Origin of the sequence: Pseudomonas sp. SHLD1 (genome assembly GCF_028640935.1) — a bacterium.
GTDB classification, from domain to species: Bacteria; Pseudomonadota; Gammaproteobacteria; order Pseudomonadales; family Pseudomonadaceae; genus Chryseomonas; species Chryseomonas aestiva.
Genome location: NZ_JAQZAD010000006.1, coordinates 260704 through 284009, shown reverse-complemented (window position 1 = coordinate 284009; position 23306 = coordinate 260704). Strand labels below are relative to the sequence as shown.

Annotated in this window: 22 protein-coding genes and 1 pseudogene; 8 read left to right on the top strand and 15 right to left on the bottom strand. The window is 69.0% G+C overall.

The annotated features are described in order from the left end of the window. Positions 1 to 189 precede the first annotated feature (189 nt). Positions 190 to 1299: a glycine cleavage system aminomethyltransferase GcvT gene (gene gcvT / locus PVZ77_RS01320; RefSeq protein ID WP_115946314.1), complete on the top strand. Its 1110-nt coding sequence runs from the start codon at positions 190 to 192 to the stop codon at positions 1297 to 1299. Positions 1300 to 1437: 138 nt separating this feature from the next. Here the strand turns inward: gcvT and PVZ77_RS01315 are convergent, their stop codons facing one another. After that, a complete protein-coding gene (locus tag PVZ77_RS01315; RefSeq protein ID WP_044342513.1) occupies positions 1438 to 2052 on the bottom strand; it encodes a glutathione S-transferase in 615 nt (204 codons plus the stop codon). 155 nt (positions 2053 to 2207) lie between these two features. Between PVZ77_RS01315 and PVZ77_RS01310 the strand changes: the two genes are divergently transcribed. After that, positions 2208 to 3113 carry a LysR substrate-binding domain-containing protein gene (locus tag PVZ77_RS01310; protein ID WP_115946315.1) on the top strand — a complete coding sequence of 302 codons (906 nt, stop codon included), beginning with the start codon at positions 2208 to 2210 and terminating at the stop codon, positions 3111 to 3113. 18 nt (positions 3114 to 3131) lie between these two features. On the opposite strand, the gene PVZ77_RS01305 is transcribed toward PVZ77_RS01310, so the two are convergent. Further along, a complete protein-coding gene (locus PVZ77_RS01305; RefSeq protein ID WP_144945249.1) occupies positions 3132 to 3323 on the bottom strand; it encodes a hypothetical protein in 192 nt (63 codons plus the stop codon). 243 nt (positions 3324 to 3566) lie between these two features. Here PVZ77_RS01305 and PVZ77_RS01300 point away from each other — a divergent pair, with 243 nt between their 5' ends. Continuing rightward, positions 3567 to 5531 (top strand): DNA topoisomerase III, encoded by a 1965-nt coding sequence (locus tag PVZ77_RS01300; RefSeq protein ID WP_273805618.1) that lies wholly within the window; start codon positions 3567 to 3569, stop codon positions 5529 to 5531. Positions 5532 to 5719: 188 nt separating this feature from the next. Here the strand turns inward: PVZ77_RS01300 and PVZ77_RS01295 are convergent, their stop codons facing one another. The 10 genes and pseudogenes from PVZ77_RS01295 to PVZ77_RS01250 all read right to left on the bottom strand — a co-directional run bounded on the left by PVZ77_RS01295 (position 5720) and on the right by PVZ77_RS01250 (position 15374). After that, positions 5720 to 6028 carry a hypothetical protein gene (locus tag PVZ77_RS01295; RefSeq protein WP_017642364.1) on the bottom strand — a complete coding sequence of 103 codons (309 nt, stop codon included), beginning with the start codon at positions 6026 to 6028 and terminating at the stop codon, positions 5720 to 5722. A gap of 175 nt (positions 6029 to 6203) precedes the next feature. Then, entirely contained in the window at positions 6204 to 7511 is a 1308-nt protein-coding gene (locus PVZ77_RS01290) for an MFS transporter (RefSeq protein WP_273805619.1), read from the bottom strand. A 170-nt stretch (positions 7512 to 7681) separates the two neighbouring features. Then, a complete protein-coding gene (locus PVZ77_RS01285; protein ID WP_273805620.1) occupies positions 7682 to 9007 on the bottom strand; it encodes a sigma-54-dependent transcriptional regulator in 1326 nt (441 codons plus the stop codon). A gap of 64 nt (positions 9008 to 9071) precedes the next feature. Continuing rightward, positions 9072 to 10445 (bottom strand): sensor histidine kinase, encoded by a 1374-nt coding sequence (locus PVZ77_RS01280; protein ID WP_273805621.1) that lies wholly within the window; start codon positions 10443 to 10445, stop codon positions 9072 to 9074. Further along, the gene (locus PVZ77_RS01275; RefSeq protein WP_027597373.1) at positions 10442 to 11101 is read right to left on the bottom strand and encodes a response regulator transcription factor; all 660 of its coding nucleotides are present in this window, start codon (positions 11099 to 11101) and stop codon (positions 10442 to 10444) included. Before PVZ77_RS01275 ends, PVZ77_RS01280 begins: the two co-directional genes overlap by 4 nt. A gap of 10 nt (positions 11102 to 11111) precedes the next feature. Next, the gene (locus PVZ77_RS01270; RefSeq protein ID WP_273805622.1) at positions 11112 to 11759 is read right to left on the bottom strand and encodes a hypothetical protein; all 648 of its coding nucleotides are present in this window, start codon (positions 11757 to 11759) and stop codon (positions 11112 to 11114) included. Beyond that, positions 11756 to 12565 carry an SDR family oxidoreductase gene (locus tag PVZ77_RS01265; RefSeq protein ID WP_273805623.1) on the bottom strand — a complete coding sequence of 270 codons (810 nt, stop codon included), beginning with the start codon at positions 12563 to 12565 and terminating at the stop codon, positions 11756 to 11758. The genes PVZ77_RS01270 and PVZ77_RS01265 overlap by 4 nt, the downstream gene beginning before the upstream one ends. Continuing rightward, entirely contained in the window at positions 12552 to 13235 is a 684-nt protein-coding gene (locus PVZ77_RS01260; protein WP_273805624.1) for a TenA family transcriptional regulator, read from the bottom strand. Before PVZ77_RS01260 ends, PVZ77_RS01265 begins: the two co-directional genes overlap by 14 nt. Next, positions 13232 to 14710 (bottom strand): annotated as a pseudogene (locus PVZ77_RS01255) (AMP-binding protein). Before PVZ77_RS01255 ends, PVZ77_RS01260 begins: the two are co-directional and overlap by 4 nt. Then, positions 14700 to 15374, bottom strand: coding sequence for a thermostable hemolysin (locus PVZ77_RS01250; protein WP_273805625.1), 675 nt, complete (start codon positions 15372 to 15374; stop codon positions 14700 to 14702). Before PVZ77_RS01250 ends, PVZ77_RS01255 begins: the two are co-directional and overlap by 11 nt. 131 nt (positions 15375 to 15505) lie before the next feature. On the opposite strand from PVZ77_RS01250, the gene PVZ77_RS01245 reads away from it, so the two are divergent. Continuing rightward, a complete protein-coding gene (locus PVZ77_RS01245) occupies positions 15506 to 15727 on the top strand; it encodes a hypothetical protein (RefSeq protein WP_273805626.1) in 222 nt (73 codons plus the stop codon). Here PVZ77_RS01245 and PVZ77_RS01240 read toward each other — a convergent pair. From PVZ77_RS01240 to phoB, 3 genes are read right to left on the bottom strand one after another with little or no spacing between them, the layout of a single operon-like run. After that, a complete protein-coding gene (locus PVZ77_RS01240) occupies positions 15724 to 17475 on the bottom strand; it encodes a sensor histidine kinase (protein WP_273805627.1) in 1752 nt (583 codons plus the stop codon). The genes PVZ77_RS01245 and PVZ77_RS01240 overlap by 4 nt on opposite strands. A 54-nt stretch (positions 17476 to 17529) precedes the next feature. Further along, positions 17530 to 18843, bottom strand: coding sequence for a phosphate regulon sensor histidine kinase PhoR (phoR, locus tag PVZ77_RS01235; protein WP_273805628.1), 1314 nt, complete (start codon positions 18841 to 18843; stop codon positions 17530 to 17532). Positions 18844 to 18861: 18 nt separating this feature from the next. Then, entirely contained in the window at positions 18862 to 19551 is a 690-nt protein-coding gene (gene phoB / locus PVZ77_RS01230) for a phosphate regulon transcriptional regulator PhoB (protein WP_133860036.1), read from the bottom strand. Positions 19552 to 19710: 159 nt separating this feature from the next. Here phoB and PVZ77_RS01225 point away from each other — a divergent pair, with 159 nt between their 5' ends. From PVZ77_RS01225 to dgoD, 4 genes are read left to right on the top strand one after another with little or no spacing between them, the layout of a single operon-like run. Further along, positions 19711 to 20505: an IclR family transcriptional regulator gene (locus PVZ77_RS01225; protein ID WP_273805629.1), complete on the top strand. Its 795-nt coding sequence runs from the start codon at positions 19711 to 19713 to the stop codon at positions 20503 to 20505. Beyond that, positions 20502 to 21455: a 2-dehydro-3-deoxygalactonokinase gene (locus PVZ77_RS01220; protein ID WP_273805630.1), complete on the top strand. Its 954-nt coding sequence runs from the start codon at positions 20502 to 20504 to the stop codon at positions 21453 to 21455. Before PVZ77_RS01225 ends, PVZ77_RS01220 begins: the two co-directional genes overlap by 4 nt. After that, a complete protein-coding gene (locus PVZ77_RS01215; protein WP_273805631.1) occupies positions 21448 to 22074 on the top strand; it encodes a 2-dehydro-3-deoxy-6-phosphogalactonate aldolase in 627 nt (208 codons plus the stop codon). Before PVZ77_RS01220 ends, PVZ77_RS01215 begins: the two co-directional genes overlap by 8 nt. Positions 22075 to 22113: 39 nt before the next feature. Further along, positions 22114 to 23262 carry a galactonate dehydratase gene (dgoD, locus tag PVZ77_RS01210; protein WP_183632456.1) on the top strand — a complete coding sequence of 383 codons (1149 nt, stop codon included), beginning with the start codon at positions 22114 to 22116 and terminating at the stop codon, positions 23260 to 23262. Positions 23263 to 23306: the final 44 nt, after the last annotated feature.

Here is a 23306-nt window from a genome sequence, read left to right as displayed (position 1 = left end):
AGGGGGAGAGGGGAGGAGAACGGTGGCCCCGCTGCAGTCCCGCGCGAGCCGCCCGCTCTTCCCCCTCTCCCTCAGGGAGAGGGCCGGGGTGAGGGCTGACCCCATCACCCACGTCGCGACCTCATAGCCCAGCGCTGTCCCGTTCCCCTTGCCTGGGGCGACAGCCGCCACCCGACACGGAGCCCCACCATGTCCCTGCTCAAGACTTCGTTGCACGCCCTGCACCTGGAACTCGGCGCCCGCATGGTGCCCTTCGCCGGCTACGAGATGCCGGTGCAATACCCGCTCGGCGTGCTCAAGGAGCACCAGCACACCCGCGCCCAGGCCGGGTTGTTCGATGTGTCCCACATGGGTCAGGTCCTGCTCGAAGGCGAAGAAGCCGCCGAAGCCCTGGAGTCCCTGGTGCCGGTCGACATCATCGACCTGCCCAGCGGCATGCAGCGCTATGCCCTGCTGACCGACGACAACGGCGGCATCCTCGACGACCTGATGGTCGCCAACCTGGGTGACTGCCTCTATCTGGTGGTCAACGCCGCCTGCAAGGAAGCCGACCTCGCCCACCTGGAAAAGCACCTCGGCGATCGCTGTCAGGTGCTGCCGCAATTCGATCGCGCCCTGCTGGCCCTGCAAGGACCGGCCGCCGCCGCGGTGCTGGCGCGCCTGGCGCCGGAAGTGGCCGAGATGACCTTCATGCAGGTCCGTCGCGTCAAGCTGCTGGACCAGCCCTGCATCGTCAGTCGCAGTGGCTACACCGGCGAAGACGGCTACGAGATCTCGGTACCCAGCGCCGCCGCCGAGGCCCTGGCCCGCCGCCTGTTGGCCGAGCCGGAGGTCGAGGCGATCGGCCTGGGCGCGCGCGACTCCCTGCGCCTGGAAGCCGGCCTCTGCCTCTATGGCCATGACATGGATGCCGGCACCTCGCCGGTGATGGCCAACCTGGGATGGGCGCTGTCCAAGGTGCGTCGTGAAGGCAACGGTCGCGCCGGCGGTTTCCCCGGTGCCGAGCGCATCTTCACCGAGCAGCGTGAAGGCGTGAGCCGCAAGCGCGTCGGCCTGCTGGTGCAGGAGCGGGTGCCGGTGCGCGAGGGTGCCGAGCTGGTGGACGCCAATGGCGCCAGCATCGGCCGTGTCACCAGTGGCGGCTTCGGCCCGACCCTGGGAGCGCCGGTGGCCATGGGCTATGTCGACAGCGCCTTCGCCGCCCTGGATACCCAGCTGTTCGCCGTGGTGCGCGGCAAGCAGGTGCCGGTCAAGGTCGCCAAAACCCCCTTCGTGCCGCAGCGGTATTATCGCGGATAAAGATCGGGCCGGCTGATCCTAGCTATGGCGGTCCGCCGCTGCGGCCGCTCCGGTGACGAGGATTGACCGTTTTATCGCGGCCATGGGCCGCTCCAACAGGGTCTCGTAGGAGCGGCCCATGGCCGCGATGCTTTTCCGTCACGCCAGCGGGTAATCGCGAAACACCGACAGCGCCTCCGCCTCGGCGGTCAGGGCCTCCAGCGTCGGGTAGTTACGCCGCTCGATCAGCCCCGGGAGGGCGAAATGCAGGAAGGTCCAGGCCACCGCCGTGTCGATGGCGTCCTGGCCGATACTGTCTTCACCCAGCGGCGGACGCGGGCCCAGCCAGGCCTTGTCGAGGGCGCCACAGGCCGCACGCAACTGACCTTCCACGCGCTGCTGCCAGGGCGCATGACGCTTCTCTTCCGGTCGCAGATCACGCTCGTACACCAGCTGCACCGCCTTCTCGGATAGGGCCAGCGCCAGGCCGCTGCGACTGAGGGCGGTGGCCCGGGCCGCGTGGCCGCTCGGCCGCAACTGCCGACTGCCACAGGCGAGATGCTGGGCATAGTCCAGAATCAGCGACGAATCCATCAGCCGCTGACCGTCCAGGCAGATCAATGTGGGTGCCTTGAGCACCGGATTGAAGCTGCGAAAGCGCTCGACCTCACGAAACAGCGAGATCTGGCGCAGCTCGAAGGGCAGAACCAGCAGGCGAAGGGAGATCGCGACCCGCCGCACATAGGGGGAGTCGAGCATGCCGATGAGTTGCATGGGGGCGTCCTGTCAGAAAGAGTGAATCCTGTTTCACGTGGAACGTCATCCTGGCCGCGTGTTTCACGCCAGGTTCCGCTCTGGACAAGACATTAAGGATTCAGCGAAGCTGCTTCCAGCGAGAAATTCTGACCGGACCGTTAAGGAAAGCTTACATGTCCCGTGTGCCGCCGTTGAATGCCCTGCGCTGCTTCGAAGCGGTTGCCCGCCTGGGCAGCGTGACCCGCGCCGCCAATGAATTGCACCTCACCCATGCCGCGGTCAGTCAGCAGGTGAAGGGCCTGGAGCATCAGCTGGGCATGGTGCTGTTCGAGCGCCAGGGGCGCGGGATCGAGGTCACCGGCGACGGTCGCGTCTATGCCGAGCAGGTCCGCCAGCTGCTCGAGGATCTGGGCGAGGCGACCCGGCGACTGCAGGCCCGCCCGCGGCGCAACGAGCTGGTATTCGCCACCTTTCCCTCCTTCGCCACCCACTGGCTGCTGCCGCGGCTGCCGCGTTTTCGCGCCCTGTACCCGGACTATCGCATCCGTATCCAGACCAGCCTGGATTTCCAGGATCTGCGCCAGGGCATGGTGGATATCGGAGTGCGCATGGGCGAGGGCCAGTGGGATGGCCTGACGGCGCTTCGGCTGTTTCAGGACGATGTGCTGCTGGTGGCGGCACCTGGTTACAACGGTGGGCAAGTGCCGTGCAGCCTGGACGAGGCTCTCGCGCAGCCGCTATTGCACACGGAGGAAACCTGGCTGCACTGGGGCGAAACGGCTGGTCTAGGCGAAGCAGCACCCAATCGCGGCATCAGCGTGAATGATTCCAACGTGGTACTGGAGGCGCTACGCCTTGGTCAGGCGCTAGCGCTGGAGCGGCGCAGCCTGGTGCAGGCGGCGCTGGACGAGGGGCGTCTGGTCCAGCTCAGTCCGGTAACAGCGCCCTATCCCTATGCCTACTGGCTGGTCTGGCCGGAACGCGCCGAATCGGCGGAAAAGCAGGAGCGCTTCAGTGCCTGGATCCAGGCCGAGGTCGCGACCTACCTAGCCGCGCTGGAGACGCCGACGCCCGCCTAGGGCGTCGGGCGGGAGGTCTTAGCGCAGCAGCAGCTTGCGACGGCCGTCCGGCCAGACTTCCCAGAGTTGATCGTTGATGCGCTGCACCTGGCTGGTGGTCCGGCGCATGGCCGAAATGCTGGCCCGCAGGGCCTGGCCGCTGGCGGTGTCGACGATATTTCCGGCGCCGGTGCTCTCGGCCGTGGCGCGATCCATAGCTACAGTGTTCATTGACGCCTCCCAGAGCTCGGCTAAAGACGGCGAAAGTGCCGTAGCCCAAGGACTGCCCAGTCACGGCAAGATTCCGCGTCCGCGGCGGCCGCCGTTCAAGCTGTGATCCACGTCCTGAGCACGCTGTGGCCCACTGGGCGAATTTGCGCAAAGACCGCTTTCTGTACGGATATACAGATTAGGCCTTGCGCCGCTCGCGCAGGCTTTGCATCCTGTGGCGATTCCCCTCGTGCGACGCCCGCCATGCAGCTGTATCTCTGCGAAAAACCCTCCCAGGCCAAGGACATCGCCCGCATCCTCGGCGCCACCCGCCGCGGCGAGGGCTGCCTGCAGGGCCAGGGCGTGACCGTGACCTGGTGCATCGGCCACCTGCTGGAAACGGCGCCACCGGACGCCTATGACGTCCGCTACAAGCGCTGGTCGCTGGACGACCTGCCCATCGTTCCCGAGCAGTGGAAGCTGCAGGTCAAGAAGACCACCGGCAGCCAGTTCAAGGCGGTCAAGCGCCTGCTGGGCGAGGCCAGCGAACTGGTGATCGCCACCGACGCCGATCGCGAAGGCGAGATGATCGCCCGCGAGCTGGTGGAGCATTGCCGCTATCGCGGGCCGATTCGCCGACTGTGGCTGTCGGCGCTGGATGACGTCTCCATCCGCCGCGCCCTGGCCGCGCTCAAGCCCGGTGCCGAGACCTATGGGCTCTATCAGTCCGCCCTGGGACGCTCGCGCGCCGACTGGCTGATCGGCATGAACATGAGCCGGCTGTTCACCCTGCTGGGGCGTCGCTCCGGCTATCAGGGCGTGCTTTCGGTCGGACGGGTGCAGACGCCGACCCTGCGCCTGGTGGTGGACCGCGATCGTGCCATCGCCGCCTTCGTGCCGGTGCCCTTCTGGACCGTGGAGGCGACCCTGGACGCCTCCGGCAGTCGCTTCCAGGCCCAATGGCAACCGCCAGAGGACGTCTGCGACGACCAGGGCCGCTGTCTCAAGCCCGAGGTGGCCCAGGCGGCGGCGCGGGCCATCGAGGCGGCTGGGCAGGCGCGGCTGGTCAAGCTCAAGACCGAGCGCGTCCGCGAGGCGGCGCCCTTGCCCTTCGATCTGGGCACCTTGCAGGAGGTCTGCTCCAAGCGCCTCAACCTGGGCGCCCAGCAGACCCTGGACGTCGCCCAGGCGCTCTACGAGAAGTACAAGCTGATCACCTATCCGCGCAGCGATTGCGGCTACCTGCCGCTGTCCCAGCACGCCGAGGCGCCGGCGCTGCTGGCCGCCTTGCTGGGCGCCGACAGCAGTCTCGCCCCCTTGCGCGACCATCTGGACGCCAGTCGCCGCTCGCGGGCCTGGAACGATGCGAAGGTCAGCGCCCACCACGGCATCATCCCGACGCAGGTGACCCGCGACCTGGGCCGCCTGAGTCCCCAGGAGCGCAACGTCTATGGCCTGATCCGCGCCCGTTACCTGGCGCAATTCCTGCCGCCGCACGAATTCGATCGCACCCAGGCCGATTTCGCGGCGGGCGGCGAACGCCTGCGGGCCACCGGCAAGCGGCTGGTGGAACCGGGCTGGCGGCGCGCCCTGCCCGAATCGCTCACGCCGCCCAAGGGCCGCGAGGCACCGCCGCCCCAGGCGCTGCCCGAGTTGCGCGAGGGTGAGTCCTATCCGGTGGTGGAGGTGCGCTGCAAGGATCAGCTGACCCAGCCGCCCAAGCCCTTCACCGAGGGCGATCTGATCAAGGCGATGAAGAACGTCGCCAAGCTGGTGGAGGATCCGGCCCTCAAGCAGAAGCTCAAGGATACCACCGGCATCGGCACCGAAGCGACCCGCGCCAGCATCATCCAGGGCCTGCTGGACCGCGGCTACCTGGTCAAGCAGGGCAAGGCCCTGGCGGCGACGCCGGCGGCCTTCGGCCTGATCGACGCCGTGCCCCGGGCCATCGCCGATCCGGGCACCACGGCGCTCTGGGAGCAGGCGCTGGATCGGGTGCAGGAGGGCGAGCTGAGCCTGGCCGAATTCGTTACCAAGCAATCGGCCTGGATGGGCAAGCAGGTGGAGCGCTGTCTCGGCCTGACCCTGACCATCAGCGGACCGCCGCCGGCGGGCAAGGGCGCGCCCTGGAAGAAGAAGCGGCGTACCGGTGGGAGCAAGGCCAAGGCGACGGCGAAGACGAGTGGCGCACCGCCGCGCGTGCGCAAGCCGAGGGTCAAGCCGGGCTGAGGGCGGTGTGGAGATCAGGAGGTGTAGTCACCGGAGCTGGTCTTAGCCTGGGTGTCGCTAATCGCTATTGCGGTAACACTGGAACAACATCGAGGCCCACGCCTGGAGGAAGAGCCCGCTACCGCTCCAGACCGCTCCCTCTCCCTGGGGAGAGGGTTGGGGTGAGGGCGCGAGGCCCCCGGCGAGGCTTACTTCTTTTCGAACGCCGCCGCGGCGGTGGCGTAGGCCGCTTCGTGATAGTCGAACTCGGCCGACTGCACCAGCAGGGTTTCCTCGTCCTCGGTGAAGGCGATCACCGGGCGATAGGAGAGGCCGTCGGCCTTGATTTCGGCTTCGTCGATGAGCTTGGAGAGATCGAAGGCGAAGTCGCCGCAGATGGCCTTGGCCTGGGCGTCGGTGATGCCGTGTTTCTTCAGGGCATCGCGCAGCAGGGTGCTCCACTGGTATTGAAACTGGATACCCAGTTTGGCGTAGCTGGGACCGTAGTCGATTTCCATGAGTGTGTAACCGGGGCTTGGGAGGAGGGGGCGAACTCGCCACAGCGGCCAGCGAAATGACCGTTGTGAGCGCTGCCGGTGGCACTACGATGGCGTGCCACAAAGCCCAGGCAAAGGGGTGCGGGCCGGACGGCCAAATCTAATGACCGAGAGGCCCGCACCCAGGGACGAGCGGTTATTCGTGGACGATGCGCGAGTGATCGCGGGTGTCCTTCATGAAGACGTAGACCAGCAGCGAGCAGGCGATGCAGCCGGTCACGTACCAGTAGTAGCCGCTCTCCATGCCGATGCTCTTGAACCACAGCGCCAGGTATTCGGCGGTGCCGCCGAAGATGGACACGGTCAGCGCATAGGGCAGGCCGACGCCCAAGGCGCGGATCTCGGTGGGGAACAGCTCGGCCTTCACCACGGCGTTGATCGAGGTGTAGAAGCTGACGATCACCAGCGCCACCATGATCAGGCCGAAGGCGCCCCACCAGCTGGTGACGCTACCCAGGGCGGTGAGGATCGGATAGGTGAACAGGGTGCCGAGCACGCCGAAGGCGATCAGCACCGGGCGCCGGCCGACGCGGTCGGAAAGGGCTCCGACGACGGGCTGCAGCAGCATGAACAGGAACAGCGTCGCCGCCGAGATGGAGGTGGCGTCGGTCTTGCTCATGCCCACCGAGTTGACCAGGTACTTCTGCATGTAGGTGGTGTAGGTGTAGAAGGCCAGGGTGCCGCCCATGGTCAGGCCAACCACGGTGAGGAATTCCTTGGGATGGCGCGCCAGGGTGCGCATCAGGGATTCCTTGGGCTTCTCGGCCTTCTTGAAGGAGCTGGTCTCTTCCATGCCGCGGCGCAGGTAGAGCGCGGTCACGGCGCAGGCGGCGCCGATCAGGAAGGGAATGCGCCAGCCCCAGCTTTCCAGCTGTTCGACGGTCAGGGTCTGCTGCAGCACGATCAGGGTGGCCAGGGCCAGCAGCTGGCCGGAGATCAGGGTGACGTACTGGAAGCTGGAGTAGAAGCCACGGCTTTCCTTGGTCGCCATCTCGCTCAGGTAGGTGGCGGAGGTGCCGTATTCACCGCCCACCGAGAGGCCCTGCAGCAGCCGCGCCAGCACCAGCATGATGGGGGCGGCGACGCCGATGGTGGTGTAGCTGGGGGTGAGGGCGATGATCAGCGAGCCGGCGCACATCATGATCACCGAGACCATCAGCGCGGACTTGCGGCCGGCCTTGTCGGCATAGAGGCCCATCAGCCAGCCGCCGATGGGGCGCATGAGAAAGCCCACGGCAAAGATGGCGGCGACGTTGAGCAGCTGGGCGGTCTGGTCGCCCTGGGGAAAGAAGGCCTTGGCGAAATACAGCGAGAAGGCGGCGTAGACGTACCAGTCGTACCATTCGACCAGGTTGCCGACGGAGCCGCTGAAGATGGACTTGATGCGCTGCGAGGTGGTCTTGGGCGCGGTCTGGCCGGCCGCGAGGGTAGCGGTGCTATCCACAGGGGTGTTCCTCTTGTCGTTGTTATTAGGGCGCTCGGGGCGTCGACAAGGGCTATAGCAGGGGGCGTGCCAGGTCGCGAAGCCGCGTCCTGACTGGGTTTTGCCGGGGCGGATCGGCGAAAGATCGCCGAAAGGCGGTGAGCAATGAGCGGATTTCCGCCTATTCCCTCTCAATCCTCGTCGCGGAAGTCGGCGCGTACCAGGCCATGGCGCTGCATCTTCTCGTTGAGGGTGCGCCGTGGCAGTTGCAACTCGTCCATCACCGCCTTGATCTCGCCACCGTGGCGGGCCAGGGCGGCGCGCAGGCACTGGGCCTCGAAGGCTTCCAGCTGATCGGCCAGGGAGTTGCCCTGGGTCGCGGCGGGCGCGCCCAGGCCGAGCACCTCGCGTTCGGCGGCGTTGGCCAGCTCGCGGACATTGCCCGGCCAGCCGTGACCCAGCAGCTGGGCCAGCCGCGCCGCGCCGGGCGGGGTGACCGGGCGCCCCAGGCGGGCGCCGGCCTCGGCGAGGAAGTGATCGAACAGCAGGGGGATGTCTTCGCGGCGCGCCCGCAGCGGCGGCAGGTGCAGCTCGGCGACATTGAGGCGATAGGCGAGGTCTTCGCGAAAGCGCCCGGCGCGGGCCTCTTCCAGCAGGTCCGGCTTGGTGGCGGCGACGATGCGCAGGTCCAGGTCGATGCTCTGGTTGGAACCGAGGCGCTCCAGGCGCTGCTCCTGCAGCACCCGCAAGAGCTTGACCTGCTGCGCCAGGGGCATGCTCTCGATCTCGTCGAGAAACAGGGTGCCGCCGTTGGCGTATTCCAGCTTGCCGATGCGCTTGCCCTGGGCGCCGGTGAAGGCCCCGCTCTCGTGGCCGAACAACTCGCTTTCGAACAGCTGCTCGGGGATGGCCGCGCAGTTGAGCGCGACAAAGGCCTTGCCGGCGCGGGGACCGAAGTCGTGCAGGCAACGGGCGACCAGTTCCTTGCCGCTGCCGGTCTCGCCGCGCAAGAGCACATTGACCGGCGTTGGCGCCAGGTCGAGGATCTGTTGACGCAAACGCACGAGGCCGGGCGAGACGCCCAGCAGCCGGCGGGCGAGGGCGCTCTGGTCGTCGACCCGGCGGTGCAGCTGGCGGTTCTCCAGTACCAGCCGGCGCTTTTCCAGGGCGCGGCCGAGATCGCCGAGCAGCGCCTCGGGGCTGAAGGGCTTTTCCAGGAAATCGTAGGCGCCCTGACGCATGGCGGTCACCGCCAGGGCGACGTCGCCATGGGCGGTGAGCAGGATCACCGGCAGGTCGGGATCGAGTGCCTGCAGCCGGTCCAGCAGGGCCAGGCCGTCCATGCCGGGCATGCGCACGTCGCTGACCACCACCCCGGCGAAGTCCGGCGTCACGGCCGCCAGGCAGTCTTCGGCACGGACGAACAGCCGCACCTGATGCCCCGACAGCTCCAGCCACTGGCGCACCGCTTCGCGGATGCTGGCTTCGTCGTCGACCAGATAGACCTGGGCTTGCATGGGGGCGTCCTCTCGCGGCCGGTGCGCCGCTACCTTGCCCTAAGGCTGGCGAGTGGTCGAGTCCCTAGCTGGGCCCCGGCAGCACCGGCAGACCCAGGCGGGCGCAGGCGCCGCCCTCGGGACGGTTGTCCAGTTCGATGCGTCCGCCCAGGTGCTGGGCGACGGTCTGGACGATGGACAGGCCCAGGCCGGCGCCGTTGGCCGCGCCGCTGCTGTAGAAGCGCTCGAACAGCCGCGGCTGGATCTCCGTGGCTATGCCGGGGCCCTGGTCGAGGATCTGGATCTCGGCCCAGCCGGCGGTGACCTCCAGCCGGACGCGGATCTCGCCGCCGGGGGGCGAGACGTTGACCGCGTTGGTCAGCAGATTCTGCAGGGCGATACCCAGCATGGCGCTGTCGCCGTGGACCTGTACCTGGCTGGCTGCGGCGTCGAGGCTGAGGTCCAGGTCCTTGTCGAGAATCCAGGGGCCCAGTTCTTCCAGGGTGGCGCTGAGGGCGGTGCGCAGGTCGAAGCGCTGCTCGGCGCTCCAGCTCGGCCGGGGTTCCAGCCGGGCCAGGATCAGCAGCTGGTTGACCACCCGGGTCAGCCGATCGGTGCCGCTGACGACGAATTTCAGCGCCTCGTCGCGGGCCGCCGCGGTCTGCGCGGACAGGGCGTTCTGCGCATGCAGGCGCAGCACCGCCAGGGGCGTGCGCAACTCGTGGGCGGCGTCGGCGATGAAGCGGCGTTCGCGCTGCAGCAGTTGCTCGATCTGCAGCAGCAGGCGATTGAGCGCGGCCTGCATGGGTTCCAGTTCGCGCGGCAGCGGATCGAGCTGCAGGGGTTGGAGGGATTCCGGATCGCGGTGGCGGATCAGCCCGGCCATGCGCCGCAGCGGTCGCAGGCCCCAGCCGATGGCCAGCCAGGCCAGCAGCGACAGCAGCACCAGGCCGACCAGGTGCGGGGTGAGGGTATGGCGCAGGATGCGGCGGACCAGATCGGCGCGGACCTCTTCGCGTTCGCCGACCCAGAGCATCAGGTCGTGCTCCGGGTCGGGCAGCAGGAAGCCATACCAGGCCTCGCCCTCCAGGGTCTGCTCGGTGAAGCCCGGGGTCGTCGGCATGCTGAAGATGGGCGCGCTGGGCGAACGCATCAGCGGGATGCCGCGGGCGTTCCAGGCCTGGAAGGCCATCTTGGCCTCGTATCTGTGGCCATAGGGACTCTCCGTGGCTTCGGCCAGGGCCTGGGTGACACTGGCGTGCAGCGCCAGGCGGCCTTCACCGCGGGGGGCGGCGCGCAGCATGCCCTGCAGGATGCGCGCGCTCTGCGCCAGTTGCGCATCGTAGATCTCGCCGATCTCGCGCTGGCTGTCGTGGACGTTGGTCAGGGCGATCAGCAGGGTGCCGATCAGCAGCAGCGAGAGCACCAGGCCGACGGTGCGGCGGCGGATGGAGGTCATGGACATTCGAGGCGGTAACCGATGCCCCTGACCGTGCGGATCAGGTCGGCGCGCAGCTTCTTGCGCAGGTTGTAGATGTGCACTTCCAGGGTGTTGCTTTCCACCCCCTCGTCCCAGCCGTAGAGCAGCCCCATGAGGCGATCGCGGCTGAAGATCTTGCCCGGATTGGCCAGCAGTTCGTGCAGCAGCTGGTATTCGCGCGGGGTGAGGTTGACCGGCTGGCCGTCGAAGGTGACCCGGCGGGTGGCCGGGTCGAGGGCGATGCCGCCGCCTTCGAGCTGGATCTGCGAGGGGCCGTTGCGCCGCCGCAGCAGGGCGCGCAGGCGGGCCTTGAGTTCCTTGATGTCGAAGGGCTTGACCAGGTAGTCGTCGGCGCCGGCGTCGAGGCCGGCGACCCGGTCCTCGGTGTCGTCGCGGGCGGTAAGGATCAGCACCGGGGTGGTCAGGCCGTTGGCGCGGCTCTGGCGCAGCACCTGGATGCCGTCCAGGCGCGGCAGGCCGAGGTCCAGCACCACCAGGTCGAAGCCCTCTTCGCGCAGGGCGTGGACGGCGCTTTCGCCGTCCTTGAGCCAGTCCAGGGTATAGCCCTCTTCCCGCAGACTGGTGCGGATGCCCTCGCCGAGGTCGGGATCGTCTTCGATCAGCAGCACGCGCATGGAGGCCTCGTCACTTCAGCTTCTGGTCGACGTCCTTGAGCAACGCGGCGATCTCGCCTCGCCGTCCCTGGTCGGCCAGTTCGCGTCCGGGCCGTGGTGCGGCCTGCTGCGACTTGAGCAGGGCGGCGCGGGCCTCGGCATAGCGCTGCTGGCGATACAGGTGGTCGCCCCAGAAGTATAGGGTATCGATACCGGTGGGGTTGAGGGCGAGGGCCTGCTGCAGCAGACGATCGGCTTCGCTGGCGTCACCAAAGGCGATTGGCCAACCGGGGACCCGGTCGTAGAGGGCGGCGAGACTGGTATAGGCGCTCCCCTGCAGCGCCGTGGGGTCGAGCTTGAGCGCCTGCTCCAGGTCAGTGCGGGCTTCCTTGACCTTGCCCAGCGCACCCAGCCCGCCCTGGGCACCGGCCCAGCTGCTGAGCACGATGCCCTGCCAGATCAGCGCCGGCGCCGACTGCGGCGCGGCCTGGGTGAAGGCACGCGCCTCGCCGGCCAGCCGTTCGAAGGCCGCGGGCTTTTCGGCGCCGGGCAGGCGGTACTGGATCTCGGCCCAGCGCTGCTGGATCTGGGCCAGGCGCTGGCCATCGTCGGCCAGGGCGAAGGGGCTGGCGAGTAGCGCGGCGAGCAGCAGGCCGAGGGCCTTGCGCGGGGACGTCATGGGTGTTTCTCCGGGGCGAAGGCGGGATCGATGAAGCGGCGGATCACCGGCAGCTGGCGGCGCAGGGCGCGATCCACCAGGCCGGGCAGCAGGCCGTTGAGACGGACGAAGAGCTTTTCCGGCCAGCCGAGATGGAGCTCCTGGCGATCCTCGACCAGGGCGCGGATCACCGCGCCGGCGACCATGGCGGGGTCGTCCACCTGGCTCTTGAGCGCCTGGTTCACGGCCATGGCCGCCGGGCTGTTCATCGCCGTGCGGGTGGCAAGGGGCGCCACGTAGAGCACCCGGATGCGGGTATCGGCCAGCTCCCGACGCAGGGCCTGGGTGAAGCCGCGCAGGGCGAACTTGCTGGCGCAATAGGGCGCATAGCCGGGATAGCCGATGGACCCTAGGGTGGAGCCGACATGGGCGATCACCGCCCGCGGCTGGCGGCGCAGCAGCGGCAGCAGCAGGCGGGTCAGCTGGATGGCCGCGCCGATGTTGATCGCCAGCAGGTTGTCGATGGCGTCGTCGTCGAGGGCGTCGAGCAGGGCGAAGCTGTTGCTGCCGGCGGCGTTGAGCAGCACGTTGACGCCCTGGCCGCGACTGGCCTCGGCCAGCACCGCCTGGCGGTCGGCCCGGCGGGTGAGATCGGCATCGAGCACGCGCAGCCGACCGCCCAGGCGCTCGGCCAGCGGCTGCAGGGCGCGGGTGTCACGGGCCACCGCCAGCACCTGGGCGCCGCCGGCGCAGAGTTGTTCCACCAGCGGCAGGCCGATGCCGCCGCTGGCACCGGTCAGCAGGATGCGGCAGTCAGGCAGCTGCATGGCGCTGCTCCGGTTGCTGGCCGGCGCCGGGCAGGGCGCGGAACATGTCGGCATAGAGGCGATAGACCACCTTGGACACCTGGATCACCGCGGCCTGGTCGGCCGGATCGTCCAGGCGATCCATCAGCTGGCGGTAGGTCGCCATGTGTTCCTGGTCGAGGCTGCCATGGGAGTCCAGGTAGCTGAAGGCCGTGGCCGGCAGGCCCAGCTGGCCGCGGATGGCGCCGGCGGCCTGGGTGGCCAGGGCGATGCTGGTGCCTTCGAGCACATTGACCATGCCGAACAGGCCGACCGGGTTGTCGCGGGCGATGAAGTCGTAGAGATAGGCCACCATCAGCTCGATGGGCAGTTCGGGGCGGCTGGCGCGCACCGCCTCGGCATCGCCCCCGCAGGCGGCGATGTCACTGAGGATCCACCGGTCGTGGCCGTATTCCTCCTCGATGTATTCGCAGACCGCGCCGCGCAGCCATTCCAGCCGCGCCGGCAGCCGGGCGCCACAGGCCATCATCAGCGGCGCGGTGTGGCGGACGTGGTGATAGGCCTGGCCGAGAAAGGCGACATAGCTCTCCAGGGCGACGTTGCCGCTCAGGGCGGCGCGGATGATGGGCACCTCGAACAGCGCCTGGCGCTGCGCGGCGGTTTCGGCTTGCAGGGTGGCGAAGAAACTCATGCTGGTACCTCCAGAAGGTGTGAGAGCAGGGCCGCGTGATGCGCCTGGATGGCGTCGCGGCGAAGGCGTCCGGTCGCGGTGAGCAGGCCGTTGGCGGGGGTGAAGGGTTCGGCGAGGCGGTGCCAGGCGCCGATGCGGGCATAGTCGGGCAGGCGCTGGTTGAGGCGGGCGACCTGGTCGGCGAGCACGCTGTCGGGCAGGTCCGGCTGCCGTGGCCAGAGCAGCGCCACCAGGTGCCGGGCACCTTCGCCCTGCACATAGGCCTGGGCGAGGGCGCCGCGCTGGGTGAGTTCGGCTTCGATCCAGCCCGGATCGACGTTGCGCCCCGAGGCCAGGCTGAACTGGTGTTTCTTGCGGCCACGCAGGTAGAGATAGCCATCGGCGTCGAATTCGCCGAGATCACCGGTGGCCACCTCGTCGGTGGCGCTCGCGGGTTCGCCGAGGTAGCCGGCGAAATCGACGCCGCCGACCAGCACCTCGCCGTCGTCGGCCAGGCGCAGGCGCACGTGGGGCAGGGGCTGGCCGACGCTGCCCGGACGGTTGGCGTCAGCGCGATTGAGGGCCACCACCGAGGCGCACTCCGACAGGCCGTAGCCCTGGAACACCGGCAGGCCCAGGGCGCTGGCGCGGGTCAGCAGCGCCGCGCTCAGCGGTGCCCCGCCCACGGCGGCGAAGCGCAGCCCGTCCAGGCGCAACAGTCCGCGTTCGCCCAGTTCCACGAGTCCCTACAACAGCTGCGGCATGAGGATCAGACTGTGCGGCTGGCGCTCCTGCAGGCAGGCAGCCAACTGGGCCCAGTCGATGCCGGCGGAGCCGCGGACACCCTGGTCTTCGGCCTTGAGCACCACCACCTCGGCACCGGCCAGCAGGGCGGCATAGACCCCGAGATTTTCCAGCAGGATGCCCAGCGACAGGAGCACCTGATGGCGTCGGGGCGCCAGGGCGCCGCTGGCGGCTTCCAGGCTGGCGGCCACCCGCAGCAGTTGCCCGGCCTTGAGGCAGACGCCCTTGGGCGTGCCGGTGGTGCCGGAGGTGTAGGTGAGCTTGGCGGTGCCTGCCGGCAGCGCGGTGGCCGCCGCGGCTGGACGCTGCCAGCCGTGGGGACCTTCGGTGAAGCCTGCGGCGGCCCATTCCGCGGCGCGCTCGGGACTGCCCAGCAACAGATCGGCGCCACAGTCCTGCAGCACATGGGCGCGCTGCGCCGGGCTGAAGAAGTCCGGCAGGATGACGCAGGGCAGTCCGGCATGCAGGGCGGCCAGGTCCCAGGCCAGTAGCTCGGGGCCGTTGGGCAGGTCCAGGGCCAGTCGCTGGGTCTCATGCTCGCGCAGCCAGGCGGCGCGGGTGGTGACCTCCTGCAGCAGCCGGGCATAGCTCCAGGTCTCGTGACTGCCGGTCAGCGCCGGTCGGTCACCGTGCCAGGCATGGCGCTCCAGGGTGGTGAAGAAATCGACGACAGGGCAGGCTTCATGCGACATGGCAGTCTTCCTCGCCAAGGGTGGGAAGGCCCAGGCGGGCGAAGATGCCGGCCTGCAGCAGCTGGTGATAGCCCTGCTGGATGTCGCCGGCGCAGACCTGGGGAGCCTGGGCGTAGTAGGAGCCCCAGCTCTCGCGCTCGGCGCCCAGGCAGGTCGGATCGGCGGCGCCCAGTACCCGGGGCGCGAGGCCGAGGCGGTGAAAGCTGTTGATCAGGCGGGTAGGGCCGGTGAAGGTGACCCAGCGGCGGCCGCTGCGGGCCAGCAGCCAGGTGGTGACGACGATCAGCAGGCGCGCCTGGCCCGGACCCAGCGCCGCCAGATTGCCGACCTCCACCACCTCCGCGCGATCGATCGGCCGGCCGAGCGCCGCCGCCACGTGCGTCTCCACCGACTGGGGCAGATAGCGTTCGAGAAACAGCGGCTGGTCCAGGGCGGGGCGGATCCCCACCGCCGCCTGCAGCACGCCTTCGGCATCGCGCAGAGCGAGCAGCAGCGGCAGGAAGTGGCTGATGCGGGCGCCGTGCTCCAGGGCGAAACGGGCGCCGATGAAGGCCTCGGTCGCCTGGCGGCCGGGCGCCTCGAGCGGCTCCAGGCGGGCCAGCAGCGAACCGCTGCGATCGGCCAGGGTAAAACCTTGCGGGGACTGCCAAGTCACGTCGAGCATCGCGACCTCTCCGGGGGAATGCGAGGTGCAGTCTTGGCGGTCAAGCTGAAGGCAATCTGAAGCGTCGCTTCATCGCAGCTTCAGGTTGCCCGGCTAGGGTCGCGCTCTGTATTTCCCGGCGGAGCCCTGCCATGTCCGAAGAAGAGACCCTTGCTGCCGCTCCCGAGGAGTCGGTCGACAGCCACTGGCCGCTGGTCCGGATCCTCGCCGGCATCCTCGCCGGCGCCCTGATCGGCGGCGTCGGCCTGCCGCTGCTGGATGCCACCCGCGGCCCGTGGGATGCGGCGACCCTGCTGGTGACCGGACTGCTCGGCTGGGGCTTCGCCCTGCTGGTGACGCTCTGCGTGCGCTAGGCGGCTGACTCCGGCGCAGCCGGCAAGCGCAGGGCGAAGACCGCGCCCTCGACGCCGTTGCGCGCGGCCAGGCTGCCGCCCTGGGCCTGGACGATGGCCGAGGACACCGCCAGGCCCAGGCCCAGGCCTTCGCCGACCGGCTTGGTGGTGAAGAAGGGGTCGAACACCTGGTCGAGGTGCTCGGCGGCGATGCCGCCGCCGTTGTCGGCCACCTCCAGCAACCAGCTGTCCCCCTCCCGCGCGAGGCTGACCCGGACCTGCGGCCGGGGTCGCTCGGCCACGGCATCGAGGGCGTTGCGCAGCAGATTGACCAGCACCTGCTCCAGGCGGATGGGATCGCCCAGCAGCCAGGCCGGACGTGGCAACTCCAGGATCGGCTCCACGGCCAGTTCGGCGCGCCGCGCCTCCAGCAATTCCAGCGCCTGGTCCACCACCCGCGCCAGATCGACCCGCTCGCGCAGCCCGGCGGGGGTCTTGCGCGCATAGGTCTTGAGGTGGGCGGTGAGGCCGCTCATGCGCGTCAGCAGGCCATCGAGGCGCTCCAGGGCGGCGCGGGCTTCGTCCAGCCGACCGTGATCCAGCAGCAGGCGCAGACTCGCCAGGTGCATGCGCTGGGCGGTGAGCGGCTGGTTGAGTTCATGCACCAGGGCCGCCGACATCTGCCCCAGGGCGGCCAGCTTGGCGGCCTGCACCAGGCCGTCCTGGGCGGTACGGAGTTCGGCGGTGCGAGCTTCCACCAACTGCTCCAGTTCCAGGCGACTGCGCTGGCGCAGGCGCTGCAGGCGGCGCCGTTGCGCCCACAGGAGACCGGCGCAGACCAGCAGCAGCCAGACGCAGGCGGCGGCCAGCGCCGCGCCCGGGCCGCCGCCTTGCAGGTCCTGGGTAGGCCTGAGCAGGTGCAGGGTCCAGCCTTCGCTGGGCAGCGGCAGGCTGTCCCAGAGGTAGTCGGCGCTGCCTTCGGGGGCCTGGATGTGCGCCACCTGGCGCTGCTCGCCGAGCACCCGCTCCTGGCGATAGGGCAGGGGTTGCAGGGTGCGCCGGTCGTACTGGCGGGTGGTGGCCAGTTCGGCGCGATCGGCCGGGGTCAGCTCGCGCAGCAGGCGATAGCGCCAGGCCGGGCGATTGGCGGCAAAGACCACGCCGCGGGCATCGCTCACCAGCAGGACCTCGGGATGCTCGCCCCAGCGTGCCTCGATGGCGGGGAATTCCAGCTTGACCACCACTGCGCCGAGAAAGCGCCCCTGGGCGTCCAGCACCGCATGGGAAAGGAAATAGCCGGGAATGCCGGTGGTGACCCCCACGGCATAGAAGCGACCGCTGCCGCCGGCGAGGGTCTCGCGGAAATAGGGCCGGAAGCCGTAGTTGTGGCCGACATAGCTGGAGGGCAGCCGCCAGTTGCTGGCGCCGATGGCCAGCCCGGTGCGATCCAGCAGCTCCAGGGTCGAGGACTGGGCGGCCGTGTTCAGGCGCTCCAGCTTGAGATTGAGGCGCTCGGTGGCGGCGGCATCGGGCGGGGTGGTGAGCGCGGCGATCAGCTCCGGGTCCTGGGCCAGCACCGTCGGCAGGGCGCGAAAGCGGTCGATCAGGGTCTGCAGGCCGCTGGCATGCAGGCGCAACTGCTCCTGGCCGAGCAGGCTGGCCTCGGCCAGGCTCGCCTGTTCGGCGCGGTGCCAGGCCTGGCTGCCTAGCAACAGGCAGCCGATCAGGGCGAGCAGCAGGACCGGCAGCAGGCGCAGGGCTGGGGGCATGGCAGGGGACCGTGACAGGGATGGCCGGACGATAGCACGGCGGGAGGGGGCGGCTCAGGCCGAGGCGGCGGTGCGCTGGGCGATCTGTTCGGGCTGGAAATCGCAGGTGAAGCAGCTGCCTTCGCCGGGCACGCTGTGGATGTCCAGGCCGCCGCGATGGCGGATCAGCACGTGCTTGACGATGGCCAGGCCCAGGCCGGTGCCGCCGGTGCTGGAGGCGCGGCTGGCGTCGAGGCGATAGAAGCGCTCGGTCAGGCGCGGCAGGTGGCGGGCGTCGATGCCGGGTCCATTGTCCTGCACCGCGACGTGGGCGCCTTCGGTGTCCTGCCAGGCGCGCACCCGCACCTCGCCGCCCCCGGGACTGTACTTGACCGCATTGAACACCAGGTTGGAAAAGCAGCTGCGCAATTCGGTCTCGCTGCCCAGCAGCGCCAGGCCCGGTTCGCACTCCAGGCTCAGCCGGTGGCCAATGGTGCCGGACAGGGCGCGGCCGTCCTGCAGGATGGAGGCGAGCAGCGGCTCCAGAGCTACCGGGCGGTTGTCGGCGGGATAGTCGGTGGCTTCCAGGCGCGCCAGCAGCAGCAGGTCGTCGATGGTGTGCTGCATGCGTCCGGCCTGCTGCTGCATCTGCCCCAGCGCCCGCCGCCAGCGCGGGGTGGCGTGGTCGGCGTTGTCCAGCAGGGTCTCCAGGTAGCCGGTGATGACCGTTAGCGGGGTGCGCAACTCGTGGGAGACGTTGGCGACGAAATCCTTGCGCATCTGTTCCAGCTGGTGGAGACGGGTCACGTCGCGCACCAGCAGCAGCCGATCGCCCTCGCCGAAGCGGGTGACCAGGATGTGCAGGTATTCATCGTCGTTGAGCGGCGAGGCCAGTTCCAGCGGCTCGCCGTAGTCGCCGCCGAGAAAGTAGCTGGAAAAGCGCGGATGGCGCACCAGGTTGGTGATGGGCTGGCCGAGGTCCTGAGGCTGGCGCAGGCCGAGCAGGGTTTCCGCGGCGCGATTCCACCACTCCAGGTTGCCGTGGCGATCCACCAGGATGATGGCGTCGCGCAGGGCCTCGGTGGAGGCCTGGGCGCGACCGATGACGGCGAGCAATTCCTCGCGCTGACGCTGTTCGTGGCGCTGGCGACGATAGAGCCGGTCGAGCACCTCGCCCCATAGCCCCTCGGCTTCCGGCGGTGCGCCCGGGGCCTCGCTCAGCAGCCAGGCGTGCAGGCGCAGCAGGTGCCTCAGAGTGACCGCCAGATAGCCCGCCAGTCCCAGAGCCACCGCCAGCCCGACATGGCCGAAGAGCCAGCCGGCCAGGGCGCAGCCGGCGACCACGGTCGACAGCTGGGTGGCCAGGCGGGAGCGCCAGTTGATGTTCACGGCGGCGGTGATCCCGCGTCAGAGTTTGGTGGAAAAGCGATACCCGGTGCCGCGCACCGTCTGTACCAGGTTCTCGTAGGTCTCGCCGAGGGCCTTGCGCAGGCGGCGGATGTGCACGTCCACGGTGCGTTCCTCGACATAGACGTTGCCGCCCCATACCTGATCCAGCAACTGGCCGCGGGTGTAGGCGCGTTCCTGGTGGGTCATGAAGAACTGCAGCAGCCGGTACTCGGTGGGACCCATCTCGGCGGGGGCGCCGTCGATGGTCACCCGGTGGCTGATCGGATCGAGTATCAGGCCGTTGACCTCCAGCGGACCGTCGCTCTCCATGTGGCCGGTACGGCGCAGCACGGCTTTCAGGCGCGCCACCAGTTCGCGGGGCGAGAAGGGCTTAGTGATGTAGTCGTCGGCGCCGGTTTCCAGCCCCTGGACCTTGTTGTCCTCGTCGCCCTTCGCCGTGAGCATGATGATGGGGATGGCGTCGGTCAGCTCGTCGCGCTTGAGGCGGCGGGCCAGTTCCAGGCCGGAAGTGCCGGGCAGCATCCAGTCGAGCAGGATGAGATCGGGCTTGCGATCGACGATCAGGGCGTGGGCGTCCTTGCTGTTGTCCGCCTCCAGGCATTCATAGCCTGCCATTTCCAGGGCCACGGCGATCATCTCGCGAATGGGCGCCTCATCGTCGACGATCAGGATGGATTTACCCGTCATGGAGCGCTCTGCCTCTCGAGTCCTTGCAATGTGCCGTGCATTAGATAGCGCCAATATTGCAGCTATGTGACAAGGCTGTCATATCTAACTTTCATCCCACAATATGGGATGACGTATCACATATTGAGATTTACCGACGAGGCTTCTAGAGTGAAGGCCATGAACGACAACAATTCCAACAAGGGCGAAGCGCCCAGTGGGGCCCAGGCCCTGTTTCGCGGCCTGGCCGTGCTCGAAGCCGTGGCCGCCGGGGCCGACAGCCTGGCCCAGGTCGGCGCCGCCATCGGCTGCACCCGCAGCACCACCCATCGGCTGGTCGCTGCCCTGACCCAGGCCGGCTATCTGCGCCATGACGGCGGGCGGCTGATCCTGGGCAGCCATCTCATCGCCCTCGGCTACCAGGCCCGCGAGCAACTACCGCTGACCGGTGTGGCCCGGCCCCATCTGCAACGCCTGGCCCAGCACTGTGGCGACACCGTGCACCTCGGCGTGCGCGAGGGCGGCGATGTGCTCTATCTCGACAAGCTGCCGGGCAGCCGGGGCCTGGAGATGAGATCCCGCGTCGGCCTGCGCATGCCGCTGGCGCTGACCGGGGTCGGCAAGGCGCTGATGCTCGATCTCGCCGAGGGCGAATGGGAGGCCCTCTATGGCGAGGGCGTGACCCGGCGGACCGGTCAGCCCGGCCTGCGCGAGGACTTCCTGCCCTGGGCGGACTATTGCGCGCGGCTGCGGCGCCACGCCGCCGAGGGCTATGCCCTGGATCTAGAAGAGAACGAATTGGGCATCCGCTGCGTGGCCGCACCCATCCGCAGCGCCGATGGCGCCATCGTCGCGGCCCTGAGCGTGGCCAGTGCCATCCCCTACATGCCCGAGGCGCGGCTGCATGAACTGCAGCCCGAGGTCACTGCCTGCGCCCGGGCCATTTCCCGCGAACTCGGCTGGAGTCCTGCATGACCGCCACCCCACACCTCATCGGCCTCGACTGGGGCACCTCGTCCCTGCGGGCCCAGCTGTTCGACGCCCAAGGCGCCGTGCTGGAAACCCGCAGCCGCCCCTGGGGCATCATGCACGTGCCCGACGGTGACTTCGCCGCGGCCTATCGCACCCTGGTGGGCGACTGGCGCGAGGCTCAGCCGGACCTGCCCGCCATCGCCTGCGGCATGGTCGGCAGCCGCGGCGGCTGGCGCGAGGTGCCCTATGCAGACTGCCCGGCCGACGTACACAGCCTGGCCGCCGGCCTGCTGCGCCTGGACACGGGCTGCGGCGAACTCCACCTGGTCCCCGGGGTGATGCAGCGCGGCGCCTTGCCCAATGTCCTGCGCGGCGAGGAGACCCAGGTGTTCGGCGCCCTCGAACTGGAGCCGGACCTGGCCGCCGAAGCCCTGCTGGTGCTGCCCGGTACCCACAGCAAGTGGGTGCGGGTACGAGACGGTCGCCTGACCGATTTCGCCACCTACATGACCGGCGAATTGTTCGCCGTGCTGCGCGACCACTCCATCCTGGGGCGTCCGGCCAGCGAGGCGGGGCCCGCCGCCAGCGCCGAAGCCTTCCGCCTGGGCCTCACCACCGCCCGCGATGCCGGCGCCGAGGGTCTGTTCGGCCGCCTCTTCACCGCCCGCAGCCGGTTCCTGGCCGGCGACCTGGGCGCGGCGCACAGCCTCGACTACCTCTCCGGCCTGCTGATCGGCGAAGAGCTGCGCAGCCAGGTCGCCGCCCTCGCGGGCGCCCCCTGTCCACCGCTGGTGCTGATCGGCGACGCGGCGCTCTGCCAGCGCTATCGCGACGCCCTGGCGCTGTTCGACATCCACCAGGTCCGCCTGCTGGAGCAGGCCACCCGGGCCGGGCTCTGGCGCCTGGCCCAGGCCGCCGGCCTGCTCCCCACTTCTGGAGGCTCCCATGCTTGATACCTATCTCAAGGACCTGCCGCTGATCGCCATCCTGCGCGGCGTCACCCCGGACGAGATCGTCGCGGTCGGCCGAGCCCTCTATGACGCCGGCTTTCGCGTCATCGAGATCCCGCTCAACTCGCCGCAGCCCTTCGAGAGCATCCGCCGGCTCACCGCCGAACTGGGCGAAAGCTGCCTGATCGGCGCCGGCACCGTGCTCACCGAGGCCCAGGTGGCCGAGGTGGACGCCGCCGGTGGCCGCCTGATCGTCTCGCCCAATGCCAACCTGGCGGTGATTCGCGCCAGCAAGGCCGCCGGCCTGGTCAGTGCCCCGGGCGTGGCCACCCCGTCGGAAGGTTTCGCCGCCCTCGACGCCGGCGCCGACAGCCTCAAGCTGTTTCCCGCCGAGCAACTCGGTCCGGCGGTGGTGAAGGCCTGGCGCGCAGTGTTCCCCAAGGAGCTGGCGCTCTTGCCGGTGGGCGGCATCACGCCCGACAACATGGGCCCCTACGTGGCCGCCGGCGCCAACGGCTTCGGCCTTGGCTCTGCGCTGTACAAGCCGGGCCTGAGCGCTGCCCAGGTAAGTGCCAACGCCCAGGCCTTCGCGGCGGGGTGGCAGGCTACCAAGGGCGCCTGATCCCTCGATCCCAATAATTACAGTCGAGATTCCCACACGATGAAGATCACCAAACTCACCACCTATGTCGTCCCGCCGCGCTGGTGCTTTCTCAAGATCGAGACCGACGAGGGCATCCACGGCTGGGGCGAACCCGTGCTGGAAGGCCGCGCCCACAGCGTGGCGGCGGCGGTCGAGGAGCTGGCCGACTACCTGATCGGCAAGGACCCGCGCAACATCGAAGACCACTGGACGGTGCTCTACCGCGGCGGCTTCTATCGCGGCGGTGGCATCCACATGAGCGCCCTGGCCGGCATCGACCAGGCGCTGTGGGACATCAAGGGCAAGGCCCTGGGCGTCCCGGTGCACGAACTGCTCGGCGGCCAGGTGCGCGACAGCATCCGCGTCTATTCCTGGATCGGCGGTGATCGCCCGGCGGAGACCGCGGCCCAGGCGCTGGAGCGCCAGGCCAAGGGCTTTACCGCGATCAAGATGAATGCCAGCGAAGAGATGCAGTTCGTCGACACCTACGACAAGGTCGACCAGGTGATCGCCAACGTCGCTGCCATCCGCGACGCCTGCGGCCCGCACTTCGGCATCGGCGTGGACTTCCATGGCCGGGTGCACAAGCCCATGGCCAAGGTGCTGGTCAAGGAGCTGGAGCAGTTCCGCCTGATGTTCATCGAGGAGCCGGTGCTCAGCGAGCACCACGAGGCGCTCAAGGAGATCGCCCTGATGAGCAACACGCCCATCGCCCTGGGCGAGCGGCTGTACTCGCGCTGGGACTTCAAGCGCATCCTCCAGGAAGGCTACGTCGACATCCTGCAGCCGGATCCGTCCCATGCCGGTGGCATCACCGAGACGCGCAAGATCGCCAACATGGCCGAGGCCTACGACGTCGCCATCGCCCTGCATTGCCCGCTCGGCCCCATCGCCCTGGCGGTCAACCTGCAGCTGGACGCCAACTGCTACAACGCCTTCATCCAGGAGCAGAGCCTGGGCATCCACTACAACCAGGGCAACGACCTGCTGGACTACATCAAGAATCCCGAGGTGTTCGACTACGCCGATGGCCACGTGAAGATTCCCCAGGGGCCGGGGTTGGGCGTCGAGGTCAACGAGGAATACGTCAAGGAACAAGCCGCCATCGGCCATCGCTGGCGCAACCCGATCTGGCGGCACAAGGACGGCAGTTTCGCCGAGTGGTAACTCTTCGATTCAACGCTGCTGCGCTTGCCGGAGCGGCGTTGAAA

Excerpts from the sequence above, each read along its gene's own strand:
- gcvT (WP_115946314.1), top strand. The coding sequence starts at position 190 with ATGTCCCTGCTCAAGACTTCGTTGCACGCCCTGCACCTGGAACTCGGC.
- PVZ77_RS01315 (WP_044342513.1), bottom strand. The coding sequence starts at position 2,052 with ATGCAACTCATCGGCATGCTCGACTCCCCCTATGTGCGGCGGGTCGCG.
- PVZ77_RS01310 (WP_115946315.1), top strand. The coding sequence starts at position 2,208 with ATGTCCCGTGTGCCGCCGTTGAATGCCCTGCGCTGCTTCGAAGCGGTT.
- PVZ77_RS01305 (WP_144945249.1), bottom strand. The coding sequence starts at position 3,323 with ATGAACACTGTAGCTATGGATCGCGCCACGGCCGAGAGCACCGGCGCC.
- PVZ77_RS01300 (WP_273805618.1), top strand. The coding sequence starts at position 3,567 with ATGCAGCTGTATCTCTGCGAAAAACCCTCCCAGGCCAAGGACATCGCC.
- PVZ77_RS01295 (WP_017642364.1), bottom strand. The coding sequence starts at position 6,028 with ATGGAAATCGACTACGGTCCCAGCTACGCCAAACTGGGTATCCAGTTT.
- PVZ77_RS01285 (WP_273805620.1), bottom strand. The coding sequence starts at position 9,007 with ATGCAAGCCCAGGTCTATCTGGTCGACGACGAAGCCAGCATCCGCGAA.
- PVZ77_RS01280 (WP_273805621.1), bottom strand. The coding sequence starts at position 10,445 with ATGACCTCCATCCGCCGCCGCACCGTCGGCCTGGTGCTCTCGCTGCTG.
- PVZ77_RS01275 (WP_027597373.1), bottom strand. The coding sequence starts at position 11,101 with ATGCGCGTGCTGCTGATCGAAGACGATCCCGACCTCGGCGAGGGCATC.
- PVZ77_RS01270 (WP_273805622.1), bottom strand. The coding sequence starts at position 11,759 with ATGACGTCCCCGCGCAAGGCCCTCGGCCTGCTGCTCGCCGCGCTACTC.
- PVZ77_RS01265 (WP_273805623.1), bottom strand. The coding sequence starts at position 12,565 with ATGCAGCTGCCTGACTGCCGCATCCTGCTGACCGGTGCCAGCGGCGGC.
- PVZ77_RS01260 (WP_273805624.1), bottom strand. The coding sequence starts at position 13,235 with ATGAGTTTCTTCGCCACCCTGCAAGCCGAAACCGCCGCGCAGCGCCAG.
- PVZ77_RS01250 (WP_273805625.1), bottom strand. The coding sequence starts at position 15,374 with ATGCTCGACGTGACTTGGCAGTCCCCGCAAGGTTTTACCCTGGCCGAT.
- PVZ77_RS01245 (WP_273805626.1), top strand. The coding sequence starts at position 15,506 with ATGTCCGAAGAAGAGACCCTTGCTGCCGCTCCCGAGGAGTCGGTCGAC.
- PVZ77_RS01240 (WP_273805627.1), bottom strand. The coding sequence starts at position 17,475 with ATGCCCCCAGCCCTGCGCCTGCTGCCGGTCCTGCTGCTCGCCCTGATC.
- phoB (WP_133860036.1), bottom strand. The coding sequence starts at position 19,551 with ATGACGGGTAAATCCATCCTGATCGTCGACGATGAGGCGCCCATTCGC.
- PVZ77_RS01225 (WP_273805629.1), top strand. The coding sequence starts at position 19,711 with ATGAACGACAACAATTCCAACAAGGGCGAAGCGCCCAGTGGGGCCCAG.
- PVZ77_RS01220 (WP_273805630.1), top strand. The coding sequence starts at position 20,502 with ATGACCGCCACCCCACACCTCATCGGCCTCGACTGGGGCACCTCGTCC.
- PVZ77_RS01215 (WP_273805631.1), top strand. The coding sequence starts at position 21,448 with ATGCTTGATACCTATCTCAAGGACCTGCCGCTGATCGCCATCCTGCGC.
- dgoD (WP_183632456.1), top strand. The coding sequence starts at position 22,114 with ATGAAGATCACCAAACTCACCACCTATGTCGTCCCGCCGCGCTGGTGC.